The 15,840-nt window shown below is 56.8% G+C and carries 18 protein-coding genes and 2 pseudogenes; 13 read left to right on the top strand and 7 right to left on the bottom strand.

The window, feature by feature from the left end; genetic code table 11:
- The first annotated feature begins 6 nt into the window (after positions 1-6).
- Complete coding sequence (locus tag C4J93_RS10305) at positions 7-738, top strand: TIGR03747 family integrating conjugative element membrane protein (RefSeq protein WP_124429265.1); 732 nt, start codon at positions 7-9, stop codon at positions 736-738.
- A gap of 271 nt (positions 739-1,009) precedes the next feature.
- Here the strand turns inward: C4J93_RS10305 and C4J93_RS10300 are convergent, their stop codons facing one another.
- The 4 genes and pseudogenes from C4J93_RS10300 to C4J93_RS10285 all read right to left on the bottom strand — a co-directional run bounded on the left by C4J93_RS10300 (position 1,010) and on the right by C4J93_RS10285 (position 3,728).
- Complete coding sequence (locus C4J93_RS10300) at positions 1,010-1,711, bottom strand: hypothetical protein (protein ID WP_124429264.1); 702 nt, start codon at positions 1,709-1,711, stop codon at positions 1,010-1,012.
- 94 nt (positions 1,712-1,805) lie between these two features.
- Positions 1,806-2,744 (bottom strand): restriction endonuclease, encoded by a 939-nt coding sequence (locus tag C4J93_RS10295; RefSeq protein WP_124429263.1) that lies wholly within the window; start codon positions 2,742-2,744, stop codon positions 1,806-1,808.
- Positions 2,745-2,936: 192 nt separating this feature from the next.
- Positions 2,937-3,265 (bottom strand): annotated as a pseudogene (locus tag C4J93_RS27370) (hypothetical protein).
- Between the two features lie 244 nt (positions 3,266-3,509).
- Positions 3,510-3,728 carry a hypothetical protein gene (locus tag C4J93_RS10285; protein WP_124429262.1) on the bottom strand — a complete coding sequence of 73 codons (219 nt, stop codon included), beginning with the start codon at positions 3,726-3,728 and terminating at the stop codon, positions 3,510-3,512.
- 328 nt (positions 3,729-4,056) lie between these two features.
- On the opposite strand from C4J93_RS10285, the gene C4J93_RS10280 reads away from it, so the two are divergent.
- The 9 genes and pseudogenes from C4J93_RS10280 (at position 4,057) to C4J93_RS10240 (ending at position 11,517) form a co-directional block, all read left to right on the top strand.
- Entirely contained in the window at positions 4,057-4,392 is a 336-nt protein-coding gene (locus C4J93_RS10280) for an RAQPRD family integrative conjugative element protein (RefSeq protein WP_124430865.1), read from the top strand.
- A complete protein-coding gene (locus C4J93_RS10275; RefSeq protein ID WP_124429261.1) occupies positions 4,389-4,628 on the top strand; it encodes a TIGR03758 family integrating conjugative element protein in 240 nt (79 codons plus the stop codon). The genes C4J93_RS10280 and C4J93_RS10275 overlap by 4 nt, the downstream gene beginning before the upstream one ends.
- Before the next feature lie 17 nt (positions 4,629-4,645).
- The gene (locus C4J93_RS10270) at positions 4,646-5,017 is read left to right on the top strand and encodes a TIGR03745 family integrating conjugative element membrane protein (RefSeq protein ID WP_124429260.1); all 372 of its coding nucleotides are present in this window, start codon (positions 4,646-4,648) and stop codon (positions 5,015-5,017) included.
- Between the two features lie 7 nt (positions 5,018-5,024).
- The gene (locus C4J93_RS10265; RefSeq protein WP_124429259.1) at positions 5,025-5,438 is read left to right on the top strand and encodes a TIGR03750 family conjugal transfer protein; all 414 of its coding nucleotides are present in this window, start codon (positions 5,025-5,027) and stop codon (positions 5,436-5,438) included.
- Positions 5,435-6,075: pseudogene (locus tag C4J93_RS10260) on the top strand (PFL_4703 family integrating conjugative element protein). The gene C4J93_RS10265 and the pseudogene C4J93_RS10260 overlap by 4 nt, the downstream one beginning before the upstream one ends.
- Positions 6,072-6,884, top strand: a complete 813-nt coding sequence (locus C4J93_RS10255) for a TIGR03749 family integrating conjugative element protein (RefSeq protein ID WP_124429258.1) — start codon at positions 6,072-6,074, stop codon at positions 6,882-6,884. Before C4J93_RS10260 ends, C4J93_RS10255 begins: the two are co-directional and overlap by 4 nt.
- Complete coding sequence (locus C4J93_RS10250) at positions 6,874-8,391, top strand: TIGR03752 family integrating conjugative element protein (protein WP_124429257.1); 1,518 nt, start codon at positions 6,874-6,876, stop codon at positions 8,389-8,391. The genes C4J93_RS10255 and C4J93_RS10250 overlap by 11 nt, the downstream gene beginning before the upstream one ends.
- Entirely contained in the window at positions 8,354-8,770 is a 417-nt protein-coding gene (locus tag C4J93_RS10245) for a TIGR03751 family conjugal transfer lipoprotein (protein WP_124429256.1), read from the top strand. Before C4J93_RS10250 ends, C4J93_RS10245 begins: the two co-directional genes overlap by 38 nt.
- A complete protein-coding gene (locus C4J93_RS10240) occupies positions 8,770-11,517 on the top strand; it encodes a conjugative transfer ATPase (RefSeq protein WP_124429255.1) in 2,748 nt (915 codons plus the stop codon). Before C4J93_RS10245 ends, C4J93_RS10240 begins: the two co-directional genes overlap by 1 nt.
- 24 nt (positions 11,518-11,541) lie before the next feature.
- Here C4J93_RS10240 and C4J93_RS10235 read toward each other — a convergent pair whose 3' ends face one another.
- The 3 genes from C4J93_RS10235 to C4J93_RS10225 all read right to left on the bottom strand — a co-directional run bounded on the left by C4J93_RS10235 (position 11,542) and on the right by C4J93_RS10225 (position 12,976).
- Positions 11,542-12,288 carry a zeta toxin family protein gene (locus C4J93_RS10235; protein ID WP_124362168.1) on the bottom strand — a complete coding sequence of 249 codons (747 nt, stop codon included), beginning with the start codon at positions 12,286-12,288 and terminating at the stop codon, positions 11,542-11,544.
- A complete protein-coding gene (locus C4J93_RS10230) occupies positions 12,285-12,533 on the bottom strand; it encodes a hypothetical protein (RefSeq protein WP_017529804.1) in 249 nt (82 codons plus the stop codon). Before C4J93_RS10230 ends, C4J93_RS10235 begins: the two co-directional genes overlap by 4 nt.
- A gap of 185 nt (positions 12,534-12,718) precedes the next feature.
- Positions 12,719-12,976 (bottom strand): LasR-specific antiactivator QslA, encoded by a 258-nt coding sequence (locus C4J93_RS10225; RefSeq protein WP_124362167.1) that lies wholly within the window; start codon positions 12,974-12,976, stop codon positions 12,719-12,721.
- Positions 12,977-13,134: 158 nt separating this feature from the next.
- On the opposite strand from C4J93_RS10225, the gene C4J93_RS10220 reads away from it, so the two are divergent.
- The 3 genes from C4J93_RS10220 (at position 13,135) to C4J93_RS10210 (ending at position 15,840) form a co-directional block, all read left to right on the top strand.
- Positions 13,135-13,389, top strand: coding sequence for a helix-turn-helix domain-containing protein (locus C4J93_RS10220; RefSeq protein ID WP_124362166.1), 255 nt, complete (start codon positions 13,135-13,137; stop codon positions 13,387-13,389).
- Positions 13,390-13,504: 115 nt separating this feature from the next.
- Positions 13,505-14,461, top strand: coding sequence for a TIGR03756 family integrating conjugative element protein (locus C4J93_RS10215; RefSeq protein ID WP_124362165.1), 957 nt, complete (start codon positions 13,505-13,507; stop codon positions 14,459-14,461).
- On the top strand, positions 14,458-15,840 hold the full coding sequence (locus C4J93_RS10210; protein WP_124362164.1) for an integrating conjugative element protein: 1,383 nt from the start codon (positions 14,458-14,460) through the stop codon (positions 15,838-15,840). Before C4J93_RS10215 ends, C4J93_RS10210 begins: the two co-directional genes overlap by 4 nt.

Here is a 15,840-nt window from a genome sequence, read left to right as displayed (position 1 = left end):
TTATCAATGGCGACTTCCGTCCAGAACACGCCGCCACAATCGAGCCAGCATCCTGGATTGATTATTTCGGCGATCGGCTTGGTCCTGCGCATGATCGGTTTGTTGATTGCCTCATTACTGTTCTCGATCTTGATCGAGTGGGCAGGTCTGCTCTTATTCTGGGGGGATCAAGGCTGGAGACATAGCCAAGTCATGCTGTTCAATGAACTGGGCTGGCTGAGCGACCATTTCAAATCGTCACTCATTCTCAAACAACCTGGGCAAATGATCCTTCAAGTACTGGACCTCCTAAATCAGTGGCTGTTGGTCAAGACTGGCTTTGCGGATTTTGCCCGGCGGGCACGGGTGTCGAGCCAGGGCAACGGCTTCTGGAGCTGGATCAACCAGCTCTACGTGAGCATTGAGGATCTCGTGCTGGCCGCAGTGTATGTAACCTTTACCTTCTTGGTGCGCCTGACCATTCTGGTCCTGTCCACACCACTATTTTTGTTGGCCTCGCTCACCGGTTTTGTCGATGGTTTAATGCGCCGTGACCTGCGCAAATTTGGCGCGGGGCGAGAAAGCAGCTTTGTCTATCACCGCGCTAAGCGGGCAGTGCTACCGCTGCTAATCGTGCCCTGGATTATTTACCTATCCCTACCGTTTTCGCTCAGTCCCATGGCGATCTTTTTACCTTCCTCGGTGATGTTCGGAATAGCAACTGCTATCACTGCGACAACATTCAAAAAATACCTTTGATAGAACGTAATGCTGGAGTACTAAACCGTTCAGGTCGATCTAGGCCATACTGAGACAATACCAAAAGCCGCCACAACCGATTACGGGGGGAGATGGCGGCATTGATTGCTGGTACCTGATTGCTCAGTACTCGTGTATTCCGCTAGGAACTGGGCAGATCCATGCAAGCATTTGCGCCATGAGCAGCCCGGATCACCTCCCCCCACTGCCTTAACTCGCCGCGCCGCTTTCTCGCCACCGTCCCACCCTTGCGACAATAATTGTTCAGCCGTCACGGTGCCCCAGAGGAGAACACCCTGATTGCGGGATCTTGATCCGGATCCTTAGGCCATGACGTCATTCGAAAGACAATGGGAGGTGCACAGACCATGCGCAGCGACTGTGGGGAAGAGAGCTCAGAGGCACTACTGATATCTGGTGATGGCACTTCGTCCTGGTAGAGGACAGCGATAAACCATGAACTTTCATCCTCATCGACTCCAAACAATGTACCTATAGGAAGTCGAACACCAACGTCGGTTTCCTTAGGAAGCGTTACGAGTGATGCACGAGGATCATTTGAGCTAAAAGCATCGGCGTAGAGCGCAACCCATGCTCGCGGCGAATCGCGCTGTCCTGAGTTTCTCAGAATTAAGGTTGCCACATAATCATGGACACCTTCCCGATATCCACTTTGGCGAACGGCCGAGACTGTGGTCTGACCAGACAACACTGAAATCGAAGGGTGTCCGAGCGCGATCTGATCATTGTAGAACTTTAGCGTCAGTGCTTGTGAGGCAGCTGAGACTTGGTTGGCGTTACGCGCAGCGTCCCATGCCAGAAAGGCAGCGGCGGTAGATCCGATCGTCGCCGCTAATGAAACTAGGGCGATTACACTCGAACCGGACATACGATTGCGAGTTGATTGGTAAAACCGGCTGATGCTATAGAGCCAATCTTCTATGAGTGATTCGAGACGCCAGAGAAAGGACATTGAGCTTCCCCAGGAATGGATAGCTCTATATCGCCCATTCCTAAGAATTCTTTACTCGCTGAAAACGAAGGTGACTTCGCCGGACGCTTACCGCTTACCGCATGCCGCCTGGCGCGACCGGCGAAAAAAGACCGCTTTCGATTTTCCCCATGTCATGTCTTTTTTGGTCCCCCCCTTTGGTTGCGCCTGGCATCACGCGTCGAACCCGGAGCAGCTCTTTGTATTGCTCACAGTATTCATCGATGAGAATCTGCCGGGGCATATCGCTGAATATGTTGCTGTCGTCAGCAAATGCGTGATTTGGCGGTGGGGCCGTCGCAAAACTTCCATTCATTGCATCAACGACGAGGATATAAGAAAAGAGATGGCGTACCTCCAGCCCGCGTACCTGCCAGTTCGCCGCAACTCGATTGCGAGCATGGTATTTAGCGGCTTGTTTTTTTGACCAAAACAGTAATGCATGGAGGCCCTTATCATGCCCCAACCCAAACGGTGCTCCGGTTTCCAAGTCAAAGAAAGTCCAAAAAGGGGTTCCTACGCTGAGTTCGGTTGGTATTGCGTTATGACGAAGCCGCATTCCCAACAGTTGTCCAATTGAGGGGATTTCTTCGATACTCAAAGCTGAAATTCGGTTCCGCTCAGCGAAGTCCTTGGCTCCAGATTGGAAACCGCTGGCAGAAACGATGACGCCTATTACATCAGAAAACTCACCAATCTTGGCTTTGAACGCCAACACATCGTTGCGTTCTACGCGTCTTTTTGTATTTTTACACTCAATAGCAACTCGATGTCGTATCCCAGCCACCTCAAACTCGTAATAGACGTCAATCTGATACTCGGCGCCTTCTCGGCCCATCAAACAAGCATCCTTCGCGACCACTATGTTGTGACCACCGAGACTCAGAAGCGTTTGATAAACATATTGAACGTGATCCTCAAAATCCTTCCAATTTAGTGCGTTGGAGGACTCAGTACGTTGCTGTTCGAGGGTTTCTATCAGGCCTAGCATCGACCGATGGATTGTCTTAGACATGGAGGGCAAGGTTCGAGTTGGATGCCATTGGAAACCGACGCAATCACGCCGGAGTGCAGGCCTGTATCTTATATGAGTCACATTACGCTCAGCATCAACTCAGTAGGATGCTTCTATCAGGTGAATCGCCTGGATGCTCCAGGCGCATGGCGAGGGTCCACCTCTGGCTTGCCGCATACTCGGAAACATAATTCACATCGACTTGACCGACACCACTTCTACATACCGGAATTTTTTCCTGGCTGCTTTGGTGGCTTCCTGCTCTGCCAGCAACGTACTCAGAGTATCGGCTTCATGGACGATCTCAAGCGTCCTTCCTTCAAACTCATTGCTCACACGAAGAGTTACCCGAAGCCTTGGGGTAAAGGCTTTGGGGCTTTCTTTTTCGCCACTTTTGATACGGGCACGGCAACGAAGTCCGGCTGGATTTTTTCCACGGGAACGGTGCTCATCGGCGCAGCTATTTCAGCGTTGCCGAACAAGGCTTGGCGCATCTCTTCTTCGGTCAATTCTTTGTTCATGCTGGTTCTCAAGCGCCTGATCACTAAACCAGTGCAATTCTAACAGCTAGTCTTGGCGAGGCAGTTTCCAGCTACCGGAATGTTTCCTGAACACTACTCTCCGGTGGGGAAGAAGGCTGGTCAATTCGCATCGAACTCCCCACATCTCAAATGATCAGATCCAACGAATAAAGCGACAGGTTACAGGTTGATTCAACAGAATCACCTCGGTACCTGCAAGCGTGTAGCGGGAGTTAGAGGATGCCTATAACTGACGTAGGCGCATAATCGCATCAGTGATGGCTCGGGCATTTTGGTCGAGCGTTTCCATGGCCCCCATTGCGTTAACGGCGACATTTTCCACTCCATTCTCTGAGATCCATTTGGTCACCTCTTCAAGGGCGGCTGCTAGGGCGTGCTGGTTGTGCAGGAGCAGTGTGAGAGCGTCCGCTGTGGCTATGTTGGCTTCAGAGTTATCTGACATGGGGATCATCCTTAAGTAAGTGGTATTGGAAGACTAGTTAAACACACCGTTGGCTGGAGCCATTTCTCCCAGACCCGCTGACACCTGGAGGTATTTGCACTGACTTAACGACTCATTTGCACGACCTCAGTAAGCCCTCATAAATCGAGCTCGTATTTGCGCTCCAATCACTTCCCTTCTCCGCGACATAACCTCGACACAGGGAACAAGCTCGCTACATCGTCAGCGCCGGTATCGAAATAAAATGACGTCGCGTACTTCGTATTTTTTACTGCTGAGCCCTATTCGTCAGTTGGATGCTAGCCCCATAACCAAATGGGCTATCCACATGCCAACTGTATTTTGCCGAATATGCTGTCTGCTCGTACTGACCACGTTCAATAGTGGCAGCTATGCCGCATCTGCTCATGAACAGGATCAGTTGAGTCTGATTCTGCAGCAGCTCGACACTATCGAACATCTTGCGACAAGAGCCCAGACAGCTAGCTCGGCTGAATCAACCGAGCGCTATAGCTTCGACTATCCCCGCCTAACTCAAGACATCCAGCGCATCCGCCAGGGTGTGCAGGACTATCTCTCACCCTCTCGCGCTCAACCCCGCGACTCCACTGAGTTGGTCGGAGAATACCGTCTCGACACACCATCCGCAGAGTCCTCGCCATGAGCATGACTGACGCCCAGACCGCCGCCTTTCAAAACGCTTCCGGCTTCTCGGCACAGAGCAGCTCGACACTGTGGCTGTCCCTGGTTCTCATCCTGGCTTTGCTGTGGTGTGCCTGGGTGATGTGGACGGCTTACCGAGGCTGGGCGACAGGTAGCGTGCGCTTTGGTGCCTTCGGCGGCAGCGTTGCGCGCGTACTGCTCACCTTGCTGATTTTGATGTTCTTCACCCTGTCCTAACATCGGAGATTGCCATCATGCTCAAGTGTCTTGCCCCTCTCAAAAACAACCTGCGTGATCGTGCAAGCCAACGCTTGATCGGTCTGCTGCTAGTTCTTGGTCCAGGCCTAGCTTTTGCAGAACTACCGACCATGGAGGCTCCTTCCCGAGGTGAAGGTTCCGGATTGATCGAGACGATCAAAAACTACGCCTACGATGCCGGCATTCTGCTCGGCCTACTGATTGCCCTTCTCGCGTTTCTCGGCGTGGCCTGGCATTCCCTGACAGTATTTGCCGACGTCCAAAATCAGCGCAAGACCTGGAAAGACCTCGGCGCGGTAGTTGGTATCGGCGCCCTGTTGGTGGTGATCATCATCTGGTTCCTCACCAAGGCTGCCGCGATTCTGTGAGGTTGGCATGAACGACACTATCGAACGTCTTGCCGACGGCACTTTGGTCTTTCTGCCAGAGCGACTCAATCGTGATCCAGCCGTATTGCGCGGTTTAACCAATGATGAAATGTGGGTGGCCCTAGGCACCGGTGCCGTCATTGGCCTGCTGGTGGGCATTCCTCTGGCGATCGTCACCGCCTCGATTGCCGTGGCGCCGACCAGCATGATCGCAGGCATGACAGTGATCTTATTGATCGGGGGCACGCTACTGCGTCGGGCAAAACGCGCTCGTCCGGAGACCTGGTTGTACCGCAAGCTCGAATGGATACTCGCCAGCCGTTGGCGCCTGGGGCGTGGAAGTTTGATTCTCCACTCCGGTGCCTGGACGGTTCGCCGTTCGCGTCGACTGCGCCCTGCCCTGTCTCGGTGGCAGCCATGAGTCGATTTCGAAACAAGGTCGATGCCCAACAGGCTCATATCTTCAGCCTGCGTCTGGCGATAGTGATGCTCGCCCTGCTCAGCGCCGGACTATGGTATGGCTGGCGCTCAGCACCGACCGATCTGACCGTGCATGTCCCCCTGATCTACGCTCGGGCAGCACGCGCAAGTGGTGGGATGTTCCCCCAGAGAATGTGTATGCCTTTGCCCTATACATCTTTGGCCAACTCAACCGCTGGCCCTCGGATGGCGAGCAGGATTATCGCCGCGCCATCTATGGCTTGCAGTCCTACCTGACACCCGCCTGCAAGGCCTTCCTCGACGGCGACTACGAGTATCGCAAGGCCGCCGGCGAACTGCGTCAACGGGTGCGTGGCGTCTACGAAATTCTAGGCCGAGGCTACAGTGAAGATCCGGAACTGCGGGTCAAGCAACTTGATCGCGACAGCTGGTTGGTCACACTCGACCTCAACGCTGATGAGTATTACGCCGCCGAACCGGTGAAACGGGTGGTCGTGCGTTATCCGTTACGGGTGGTGCGTTTCGATCTGGACCCCGAACGCAATAAGTGGGGCCTTGCACTGGATTGCTATCAGGGTACGCCGCAAAAAATTTCCCTGCCTGGAGGTGAGCCATGAAGCGGATTTCTACCCTGGGACTCACCCTCACACTGATGCTATCGGGCGCTGCAGCGCAGGCCGTCGAACTGATGCATTGGGAACGCCTACCGCTCGCGGTCCCACTGGTGATCAATCAGGAACGAGTGGTCTTTGTCGATGAAGCTGTTCGTGTCGGCGTGCCTTCCACGCTGAAGGATAAACTGCGCGTGCAATCAACCGGAGGCACGCTGTACCTGCGCGCGTCGGAAGCCATTGCACCGACACGACTGCAACTGCAATCGGTCAAGACGGGCGAGATCATCCTCCTGGATATCGCGGCCACGGCTGGCGATCAACCGCTGGAGCCCGTGCGTGTTCTCAAGAATGCTCAGGTGCAGGCCAGCGGGGTTGAATCGAGCACCGTCCCTGTTCCAGAACGTACACCGATCCCGGTCGCTTTGACGCGCTACGCCGCGCAAAGTCTGTACGCGCCGCTGCGCACCGTGGAGTCCCTGCCCGGCGTACGCCGAGTACCGCTCAATCTGCGCACCGAACTGCCGACTTTGCTGCCGACTGAAAACCTGTCCAGCACGCCCATCGCCGCCTGGCGACTCGGTGACTACTGGGTAACGGCGGTGAAGTTGCGCAATCGTAGTTCAGAGACGGTGCAACTCGATCCTCGTCGGCTTCAGGCCACACTGTTCGCCGCGACCTTCCAGCATACTTTCCTCGGACCTGTCGGCAGCGCCGAAGACACCACGATCGCTTACCTCGTCACTCGCGGTGCCGGCCTCGAACACGCCGTGCTGCTCCCGCCCGTTGCGCGAGGTGCAGATGATGAAAGCTAATGCATTGCTCAAATGGCTGGTGCCGGCTGCGCTGCTGGCCGTGGTGGTGATCATCCTGAAAAGCTGGGTCGCGGGTGGCAGTGCTCCCACTCCAGCGCACCCGGCTAATCAGGACAACATTCAGTTATCCGCCGAGCAAGCTAAGTCGCTCGGTATTGCTGGCGACACCCCACGCGATACGGTCGCCACCTTGGTCGGCCAGGTGAAGGCCATGCGCAGCGACATGCTCGGCTTGAAAAAACACAACGATTCGCTGCAGACGGAGAACAACCGCCTGCGCGAGCGGGAAAACAGTGTCGATTCGCGCATCCAGACGGTGCTTGGCAGCGTGACCCAGCAGGTCGACGAAGGCCGCCGACAAGCCAACGAGGCCCGGCTCAAAGCGGAACAAGACAGCCACCAGGCCCGTGGGCTGCTGACGCAATTGCAGGAGCAGTTATCGGGGTTGACCGGCAAAGGCAAGGATATGCCGATCGGATTGGGGCTTGAGACGGGCGATGGAGATCAGTTCGAAGGGCGGCATTCTGCCAACGATGCGCTGCAGTGGATTGAACCCTCGGATGCTCCGTCCACCGATGCCCGAGGCAAAACCAAGACCTCCTCCGCACTCAGTCTGCCTACCTCCTTCAACTCACTGGAAGGCTTGAAGGACAACACCATCGACCGCAGCCAGAAACAGCTACGAGCAGTCAGCAAGGGTGAGCGTGACCTGACGCGATCCGCTGATCGTACCGAAGACGCGAAGCCGGTCTACACGATTCCCGAAAACGCCACGCTGATGGGCTCGGTCGCGATGACCGCGCTGATCGGCCGAGTCCCGGTGGACGGCACAGTGAATGATCCCTATCCCTTCAAGGTACTGGTCGGTCCGGAGAACCTGACGGCCAATGGCATCGACCTGCCGGACGTTGCAGGGGCCGTGATGAGCGGCACAGCCTCCGGTGACTGGACCCTGTCTTGCGTACGCGGACAGGTCGAATCGATCACCTTTGTGTTTACCGATGGCACCATCCGCACGGTGCCTCAGCCGAAGGCAGTAGCCAGCCGCAACGCCTCCACCACCCAGAGTTCGAACACCGACAAGATTCGTGGCGGACTCGGTTACTTGTCCGATCCGTATGGCATCCCGTGCATTGCCGGCGAGCGCCGCTCGAACGCTCAGCAATACCTCGGTAGCCAGAGCCTGATCACTGCGGCCGGCGCGGGTGTCGCTGCCTTGCTCGGGAATGAGCAGAACAACAGCAGCGTGATCAGTTCGGGCAGCAGTGCCTTCGGGGTCACCAGCAGCAGTGGCAATAGCGCACTGAATTCAATTCTCAGTGGTGGGGTCAGCGACGTCCGCGAGTGGGTCAACAAACTGTACGGCGAAGCCTTTGCTGCCGTGTACGTGCCACCGGCCGCCCAAGTCGCCCTGCACCTCGACCATGAGATCACCATCGACTACGAGCCCAAGGGCCGGAGCGTTCGCCATGAAAAAGACCATGCATCTCTGCCTGACCTGGATTAGCGTGCTCTGCTGGGTCCTGACGGGGTGTTCCACCAACAAGGACACGCTTTTGCCCCATGGCGAGCACACCATGCTGGACATCTGGAACGGTTCCGGTTCGCAAGGCACTCAGCAGCAACTACTGGATGCTCGGCAGCAGTTACGCCGTCCGCTGGCCCAGGCGAATTTCTCCACCTCTCTCCAAGAACCGTACACGCGCACAGCGACGAACGAGATCCACAATTTGTTCCCTCGCCTGCCCAATCCCGATCTAGTGCTGTACGTGTATCCGCATCTGAGTGGTACCGAGCAGGCACCGATCCCGGGTTACTCAACCGTCTTTCCGTTCTACCAACGTGTGCAGTACGCACTGCCGGGTGAACGTCAGGAAGACCTGTAGTGCGTACCGGCGATTCGGGCAACCGCACAGCCGCGTGGAAAGCTTGGCGCAATCCATTGCGCCCTCGCGCCACCTTGGCCGATGACGCCGCACTCTATGCGCACAACCCCAGCTTCACCGATCACCTGCCGTGGGTCGAATACCTCGAAACCGAGCAGTGTTTTCTGCTCGATGACAATCGCTCTGTGGGTGCGGTGTTCGAGTTACTGCCCATCGGCACCGAAGGGCGTGAACCCGATTGGCTAACGGCAGCCCGCGATGCCCTTGAGGATGCCCTGCAGGATAGCTTTGACGAGCTGGACCAAGCACCTTGGGTGGCGCAGTTTTTCTGCCAGGACGACAACGACTTCACCCCCTACCTCACCCGGCTCACCGACTATATTCATGACAGCGCCCGAGGCACGGTTTTCACCGAAGCGTACCTGGAACTCATTCGCCGACATCTGAAAGCCATCTCCAAGCCTGGCGGCCTGTTCGAGGACAAGGCAGTCACGCGCCTGCCCTGGCGAGGAAACAACCGTCGGGTGCGATTGGTGATCTATCGCTGGCTTGAGTCTGACGGTGAGGAAGCGGGACTCAAGCCAGTGCAATCGCTGCGACAAACTTGCGAACGTGTCGCGGCTTCGTTGCAGGCGTGCGGAGTGCAATCGATACGAGTCGATGGCCCAGGTCTGTATGCCTGGTTATTGCCCTGGTTCAATCCTGCGCCCAGACTCACCGATGAAGCGCCCGAGGCGTTCTACCGCCGCGTGTCCTATCCAGAGTCGGGCGACGGTGAGTCGCTGGAACTGCCCTTCGATCATGACTTCGCCGAGCGGCTGTTCTTCAACGAACCGCGTTCGGATGTGCAGCGCGGACTCTGGTTTTTCGATGGTCAGCCCCATCGGGTGATGGTGGTGGACAAGCTGCGGCGCGCACCGTCGATTGGCCAACTCACTGGCGAAATCCGCAAGGGCGACGCGGTGAATGCCCTGTTCGACCAGTTACCCGAAGGGACGGTGATGAGTCTGACCTTGGTGGTCAAACCCCAAGATGTGCTCGAGGATCAGTTGAATCGCCTGGCGCGCAAAGCCATCGGTGAAAACCTGGCCTCGACCCAGACCCGTCAGGATGTCGAAGAAGCCCGCGCGATCATCGGCCGCCAGCACAAGCTGTACCGCGGCACCCTGGCGTTCTACCTGCGCGGTCGCGATGAACAGCAATTGCACCAGCGCTCGGTCAGCCTGGCCAACGCGCTGTTGGGCGCGGGGCTGCAACCAGTACGTGAAGGCGATGAGGTCGCCGCCTGCAACAGCTACCTGCGTTGGTTGCCAATGACCTATAACCCATCTCGCGACACACGCAATTGGTACACGCGCCTGATATTTGCCCAGCACCTGGCAAATCTGGTTCCGGTGTGGGGCCGCAACACAGGTACCGGCCACCCGGGCATCACCTTGTTCAATCGTGGTGGCTCGCCGTTGAGTTTTGATCCGTTGTCACGTCTAGACCGGGCCATGAACGGCCATCTGCTATTGTTCGGCCCCACCGGCGCCGGTAAGTCGGCCACCCTGGTCACCCTACTGATGCAGGTCATGGCCGTATACCGCCCTCGCCTGTTTATCGTCGAGGCCGGCAACTCATTCGGCTTGCAGGGCGATTACTTCGCGACACAGGGCCTGTCGGTCAACAAGGTCCAATTGAAACCTGGCGCTTCGGTCAGTCTTGCCCCCTTTGTCGATGCTTGGCGCCTGGTCGAGCAACCGGATCAGGTCGCGAGTCTGTCGATCGATGAGCTGGACGATGAGGTGGTACCCAGTCGCGAAGACCAGCGCGATATTCTCGGCGAACTGGAAATCACCGCCCGGCTGATGATCACCGGCGGTGAGGCCAAGGAAGAAGCGCGCCTGAGCCGGGCCGATCGCAGTCTGATTCGCGAGTGCATCTTGGATGCGGCGCATACCTGTGTCGCTGCGGATCGCCAGGTGCTGACCCGCGACGTGCGCAATGCCTTGCTGCGCGTCGCCGCTGACCCGCACTTGCCGGAGAAACGTCGTGAGCGTGCCCAGGAAATGGGCGAGTCCATCGACCTGTTTTGCCAGGGCTTCGAGGGTGAACTGTTCGATCGCGAGGGGACGCCTTGGCCTGAGAGCGATGTGACCATTGTCGATCTGGCCACTTACGCTCGCGAAGGCTACGAGGCACAGATGTCCATCAGCTACATCAGCCTGATGAACACCGTGAACAACCTTGCTGAGCGAGACCAGTACCTGGGCCGACCGATCATCATGGTCACCGACGAGGGCCATATCATCACCAAAAACCCGCTGCTGGCGCCATTCGTGGTCAAGGGCACGAAGATGTGGCGCAAGCTCGGCGCTTGGTTCTGGCTGGCGACGCAAAACCTTGCCGACTTTCCTTCCGCCGCGCAGACCATGCTGAACATGATCGAATGGTGGATTTGTTTGAACATGCCGCCCGCGGAAATCGAAGAAATAGCACGGTTCAAGAAACTCACGCCGGCACAGAAAGCCTTGCTGCTCTCCGCCAGTAAGGAGCCCGGAAAATACACTGAGGGAGTCGTGCTCTCGAAGAAGCTCGAAACGCTGTTTCGGGCCGTGCCGCCCAGCCTTTATCTCGCCCTGGCCATGACGGAGCCCGAGGAAAAAGCCGAACGCTGGACACTGATGCAGAGCACCGGCTGCTCGGAATTGGAGGCGGCTTACCGGGTAGCTGAACGAATCGATAGGATGCGAGGAATTAAGTGAAACGGAGCTGATCCTAGGTTTCGATCAACCCGGCAGCAAATCCTTGAACACCTTCTCCACGTAGGCTTGCATGAACCAGTCAGGGATCTCATCAGCCCTGAATTCAAGGTCAGTCCCGTCCGTTACTTCAGCGAGCAGCACCAGATCAGCGCCGGAGTTATCAAAGATATAAGCCCGGTTCGAGGCTGCGATGGCTGCTGGCAATAGGTTCAGGCAACGACCGTAGCGCTGCACAATTTTTTCCGTGGGGACTGGGTGCCCACCTGCCGCGACACGGTTCTTGACCCTGTTGATGTTGATGTCAGGATCTTCAGTGGCGACAAAGTAGAGGTAGGTTCGATATCCCGACGCTTTTGCCTTAAGCATAAAAGCGACTTTGTCCTCGCTAGACATCACCGTTTCGAAGGTGAAAGACAACTGGGCTTCAAGGAGCTTGTGCCGGATGAAATCAGAGAGCACGGAAGCAAAATAGGAGTTCATCGCGACGGACTGGAAATTCAGGCCGTTATTGCTGAAGCCTATTTTGGATGCCTCTTCAACGAGCTGGGTCGACCGAATCAGTCGGTGCGCCTTGATAAAGCCGAGAACCTCGTCACCTTCGACTTCCAGTTGAAAATCGCTGAACTCCAGGCGTCCCCCCTCTTTGGCAGCCTTTTCGATTTCATCCGGGTTGATGTAGATCCCGATCAGGTGGGAAGGGACGGCACTTTTCATTGTGCTTTTACCGGAACCATTAGGGCCGGCAAACACCCTCAGCCGAGGGACGGTCATGAGCAGCGGTGCACCTTGATAATCCCGCCCAAGGTCACTTTATGCTTGGGCTTGGCCACTCGAATAACCTTGTGCTTACCGTCGGCAGTCGTCTCAACGAGCTTGCCGTCCATGACTTCCATCACGCTGCGTCCGGCCGCCAGCGCGTTGATATAGGCCGTATTGATCGCACCTTCAGCCATGGCTGGGATTTTACCCTCCAGTCGGCTCACCAGATCGTCACTCAACACTTGGTCGGCTTTCATATCGCGCTCCACGTTCTCAGAGCGTGCAGAATCTGCACTTATCAGAATCCTAGCTACGTAAATCTGTTTATCACAGACCAACGTCACTTCTGTCAGATCTCCATTCTAGAGGAATGGAGCCTGGAACCATACCTTCCAGTAAATTTTCCCGTGTAGGCCATATCGTCAGGGTTGGAGCCGCACGGCTACGATGAAACGCCTTGAAGCCGTTGCTGAATTCTCAATAAAAATCCTGCTTCGAAAGCATCCTGAGATTCTCCTGCCGGACAAGTCTTCCGTGCCTGCGCCAGTTCCCACCACAGCGGTACGTCACCGGGTGTATTAAGCCAGGCCTGGGCGCATTGCACGCCACGTTCGATCATAGGCGCAAATTCGCTGCCCCACGGTGTCAGAAGACTCGGGCAGCCGTCCGCCGCCGGAATTGAAACGTAATTTTCGTCCATAGACACCTTAGCTTTCGATTATTTATTAATGCTCGGTCTGTTCTAAGCAGCATAGAAACAAAATTGACACTCGGCTTAAGCATCAAAAAAGCCCGAATCAGAGCCAATGTAGACTATATCCCGTGGATTGAGAGTCCCTCAAGGCGCAGTTTGCGCGCATGACTCAAGACTACGAACAGCTTCGTCTGCAACTGGCGGAAAACATCCGCTCAATGCGGCGTGTGAAGAACCTTACCCAGGAGCAATTGGCGCTCATGGCCGAGGTGGATCGTACCTATGTGAGTCAAATCGAACGGGGGGTAGGCAACCCGTCGTTATTGGTACTCTGCAAACTCGCCAACATTTTCGAGATCAAAACGGATCAGTTGCTCATTGAGTCTGACGCGCTTGCTAGTACGCTAAGCGCTGAATGACCCTCTGCTGATCTAGAAGGTATCTGTAAACCGACAATCCTGCGTTCGGCTTTCTCACTGACACCCCTCTCTCGATTATTGAACCTGTCCAGGCCATACACCCAGAGCCTGGATCATGTCTGCTGCCTGCCCGCACATTTCGCCCCAGAAGTTACATCCTTTGGTGCTGAGCATTCTGCTGGCATCCGGGCCGAGTACGGCGCTGGATACCGTCAGCATTACCGCCTCTGTGCTTTCTCCAGACTGTTTCGAGTACAGGGTCGTCGGCATCTGCTTCTGGTTGCTCTGCACTCCCTTTGGCTGCACGGTTAAAACCTCAACCAAGGTTCGTCATTTCATTCCTGAACTAGTGATCTCGAGCTATGCCACCACCGGTAGCAATCCGTGGACTGAGATGGCCGCTCTCTCCTATCCCATCAGCGGTGCGGAAGGTGGCGGTAATCTGATCACGCCGAATAACCAGCGCGACAATCTTCTTCGTTTCAAAAACGTTGATGGTATCGGCCATCCAGGTGGCTGGGCCGCCACCCGCCTGGCCTCACAATCCGGCTACGCCTGCGCCAGCGGCGCCACTGCGTTCATGTCCTACTACTTGAGCACTTTGGACTCACTGGCCTGGCGTCATGGCATCCCTGAAAGCCTTTATCCCGAGTCGCTCTTGCCGGGAGTCCATGAGATCGGTCGTCAACTGGCAGGGAACATGTGGGGCAATGTCTATCCCCGGCAAGGATTTCTGGTACAACCCGACGACTTCAAAGCCGCTGCGGTGATGGCGCAGCGGGCGGGTGATTTCATTACTCGCAACTGGCAGCCGCATGTGTACTTACCGCTCACACCCGCTCCTCGCGACGGTTACTGGCCTCCCGGCCCGATAATTGAAAACGATGCTTCGACTCACAAATGGCAGTTGCTCTACCCTCAGGTTCAACCCACATGTGCCATTTTCCCCAGCAATCCGGTGCAGAGCACGGATGGCGGCTACGCCTGGTCGCTGTGGCGTCCCTATAGCTGCTGTAAGCGTGAGGGGCAGACCTTCCTGTTCAGCATCGACTTCGAAGGCAGTGCTTCATGAGTCGGCTTCTTGCAGGACCATGGTTGGGCCCGAGGAGTTTGTTGCTCTGCGGACTGCTCGCCGTGGCCACGCATGCCCACACCGCCGAGGACGATTACCGTCTAGGCACTCAAGGCGAAGTGCTCGACGACCGGGTGATGTACACCATCGGTGGCGGCTCGGCAGCGGGCTCGCCGAGCTCGCTCTATCGCCCCAACGGGCTCGGTGTCGGCGGATCCTGGCAAGCGAACATGATGTGCGGAAACATGAGCCTCACCAACACCTTGCAAAACCAGTTGAACGGCGTCACCGAAGGGTTCCAGCAGATCATGGGCAGCATTGTACAGAACGCGACCCAAGCGGTGATGTCGCTGCCTGCGTTGATCATCCAGCGCGCCAACCCCGGGCTTTATGAGTTGTTGAGTAACGGGGTGATGCAAGGGCGCATCGACTTCGACCGTTCCAAACTGACCTGCCAGGCCATGGCCGAGAAGATGGCTGACAAGGTCGGCCAAGCCGGCTGGGGCGCATTGGCCAAGAACCAGGAGATGCAGGGCAACCTCGAACAAACCGGCGGTGATGCGGTGGCCGCGGTGAAAAACACCGAGGCCCGTAACGGCAATAATGGGGTGTCATGGGTCGGCGGCTCAAAGGCTGGCGGTGTTGGGCAGACGCCCATTCGGGCAACATCCGATGTGGTGCGTGCGGGCTACAACCTGCTACATAACCGATCGGTGGATGACAGCGCTTCGATCAGTAGTGGCGATTGCCTGGGGGGCGCTATTTGCCAGGCCTGGGCCTCCCCCCAGGAAGAGTCCGAATGGGCCGTTCGCGTGTTGGGCGAAAGCGAAGTCGCGACCTGTGATACCTGCGAAACCCTTCGGACGACCGCCGGCAGCGGACTGACACCGCTAATCCAGGAAGCCTACAACGAACGCGTCAAGTCCCTGCAAGGGCTGCTCTCAGGCTCCCTGCCGCCTACCCCCGACAACCTGGCCAAAGCCTCCAGCCCGATGCTGCCGGTGACCCGTGGCGTGATCGAGGCCTTGCGTGATGATCCTGATCAGGAGCTGCTGGCGCGACGCCTAGCCAGCGAGACAGCCTTGTCCAGTGTGCTCGATAAGGCGCTCCTGCTGCTGCGCACGCTGCTGGCAGGCAGTCACGAACCGAACATCGCTTCAGCCGAACCGGCACAGACGGCCTTGACGAAAAACATCGACACCCTGGAGCGCGAAATACGCCTGCTGCAGACCGAGCTGCAGGTCCGGCAGATGCTCGCCACCAATACCGCCAGTCTGGTCCTCGACCGGCATGCCGGTGGTGCCGATGCGTCGCGCACCGTCGAGCAAGGCGACCCCGAACTTAGGCGACTCAACGACGCTGACGCCAGGCGCAAGTGA

Source organism: Pseudomonas sp. R2-37-08W, assembly GCF_003851705.1.
Classification (GTDB): Bacteria; Pseudomonadota; Gammaproteobacteria; order Pseudomonadales; family Pseudomonadaceae; genus Aquipseudomonas.
Note: the sequence above shows the minus strand (reverse complement) of the source record. Positions and strands in the feature narration are given on the sequence as shown.

Bases quoted from the DNA above. Each gene is read 5' to 3' on its own strand.
- C4J93_RS10275 (WP_124429261.1), top strand. From the start codon at position 4,389: ATGAGCATGACTGACGCCCAGACCGCCGCCTTTCAAAACGCTTCCGGC.
- C4J93_RS10300 (WP_124429264.1), bottom strand. From the start codon at position 1,711: ATGTCCTTTCTCTGGCGTCTCGAATCACTCATAGAAGATTGGCTCTAT.
- C4J93_RS10225 (WP_124362167.1), bottom strand. From the start codon at position 12,976: ATGGACGAAAATTACGTTTCAATTCCGGCGGCGGACGGCTGCCCGAGT.
- C4J93_RS10270 (WP_124429260.1), top strand. From the start codon at position 4,646: ATGCTCAAGTGTCTTGCCCCTCTCAAAAACAACCTGCGTGATCGTGCA.
- C4J93_RS10235 (WP_124362168.1), bottom strand. From the start codon at position 12,288: ATGACCGTCCCTCGGCTGAGGGTGTTTGCCGGCCCTAATGGTTCCGGT.
- C4J93_RS10295 (WP_124429263.1), bottom strand. From the start codon at position 2,744: ATGTCTAAGACAATCCATCGGTCGATGCTAGGCCTGATAGAAACCCTC.
- C4J93_RS10210 (WP_124362164.1), top strand. From the start codon at position 14,458: ATGAGTCGGCTTCTTGCAGGACCATGGTTGGGCCCGAGGAGTTTGTTG.
- C4J93_RS10250 (WP_124429257.1), top strand. From the start codon at position 6,874: ATGAAAGCTAATGCATTGCTCAAATGGCTGGTGCCGGCTGCGCTGCTG.
- C4J93_RS10230 (WP_017529804.1), bottom strand. From the start codon at position 12,533: ATGAAAGCCGACCAAGTGTTGAGTGACGATCTGGTGAGCCGACTGGAG.
- C4J93_RS10220 (WP_124362166.1), top strand. From the start codon at position 13,135: ATGACTCAAGACTACGAACAGCTTCGTCTGCAACTGGCGGAAAACATC.
- C4J93_RS10305 (WP_124429265.1), top strand. From the start codon at position 7: ATGGCGACTTCCGTCCAGAACACGCCGCCACAATCGAGCCAGCATCCT.
- C4J93_RS10255 (WP_124429258.1), top strand. From the start codon at position 6,072: ATGAAGCGGATTTCTACCCTGGGACTCACCCTCACACTGATGCTATCG.
- C4J93_RS10285 (WP_124429262.1), bottom strand. From the start codon at position 3,728: ATGTCAGATAACTCTGAAGCCAACATAGCCACAGCGGACGCTCTCACA.
- C4J93_RS10265 (WP_124429259.1), top strand. From the start codon at position 5,025: ATGAACGACACTATCGAACGTCTTGCCGACGGCACTTTGGTCTTTCTG.
- C4J93_RS10280 (WP_124430865.1), top strand. From the start codon at position 4,057: ATGCCAACTGTATTTTGCCGAATATGCTGTCTGCTCGTACTGACCACG.
- C4J93_RS10245 (WP_124429256.1), top strand. From the start codon at position 8,354: ATGAAAAAGACCATGCATCTCTGCCTGACCTGGATTAGCGTGCTCTGC.
- C4J93_RS10215 (WP_124362165.1), top strand. From the start codon at position 13,505: ATGTCTGCTGCCTGCCCGCACATTTCGCCCCAGAAGTTACATCCTTTG.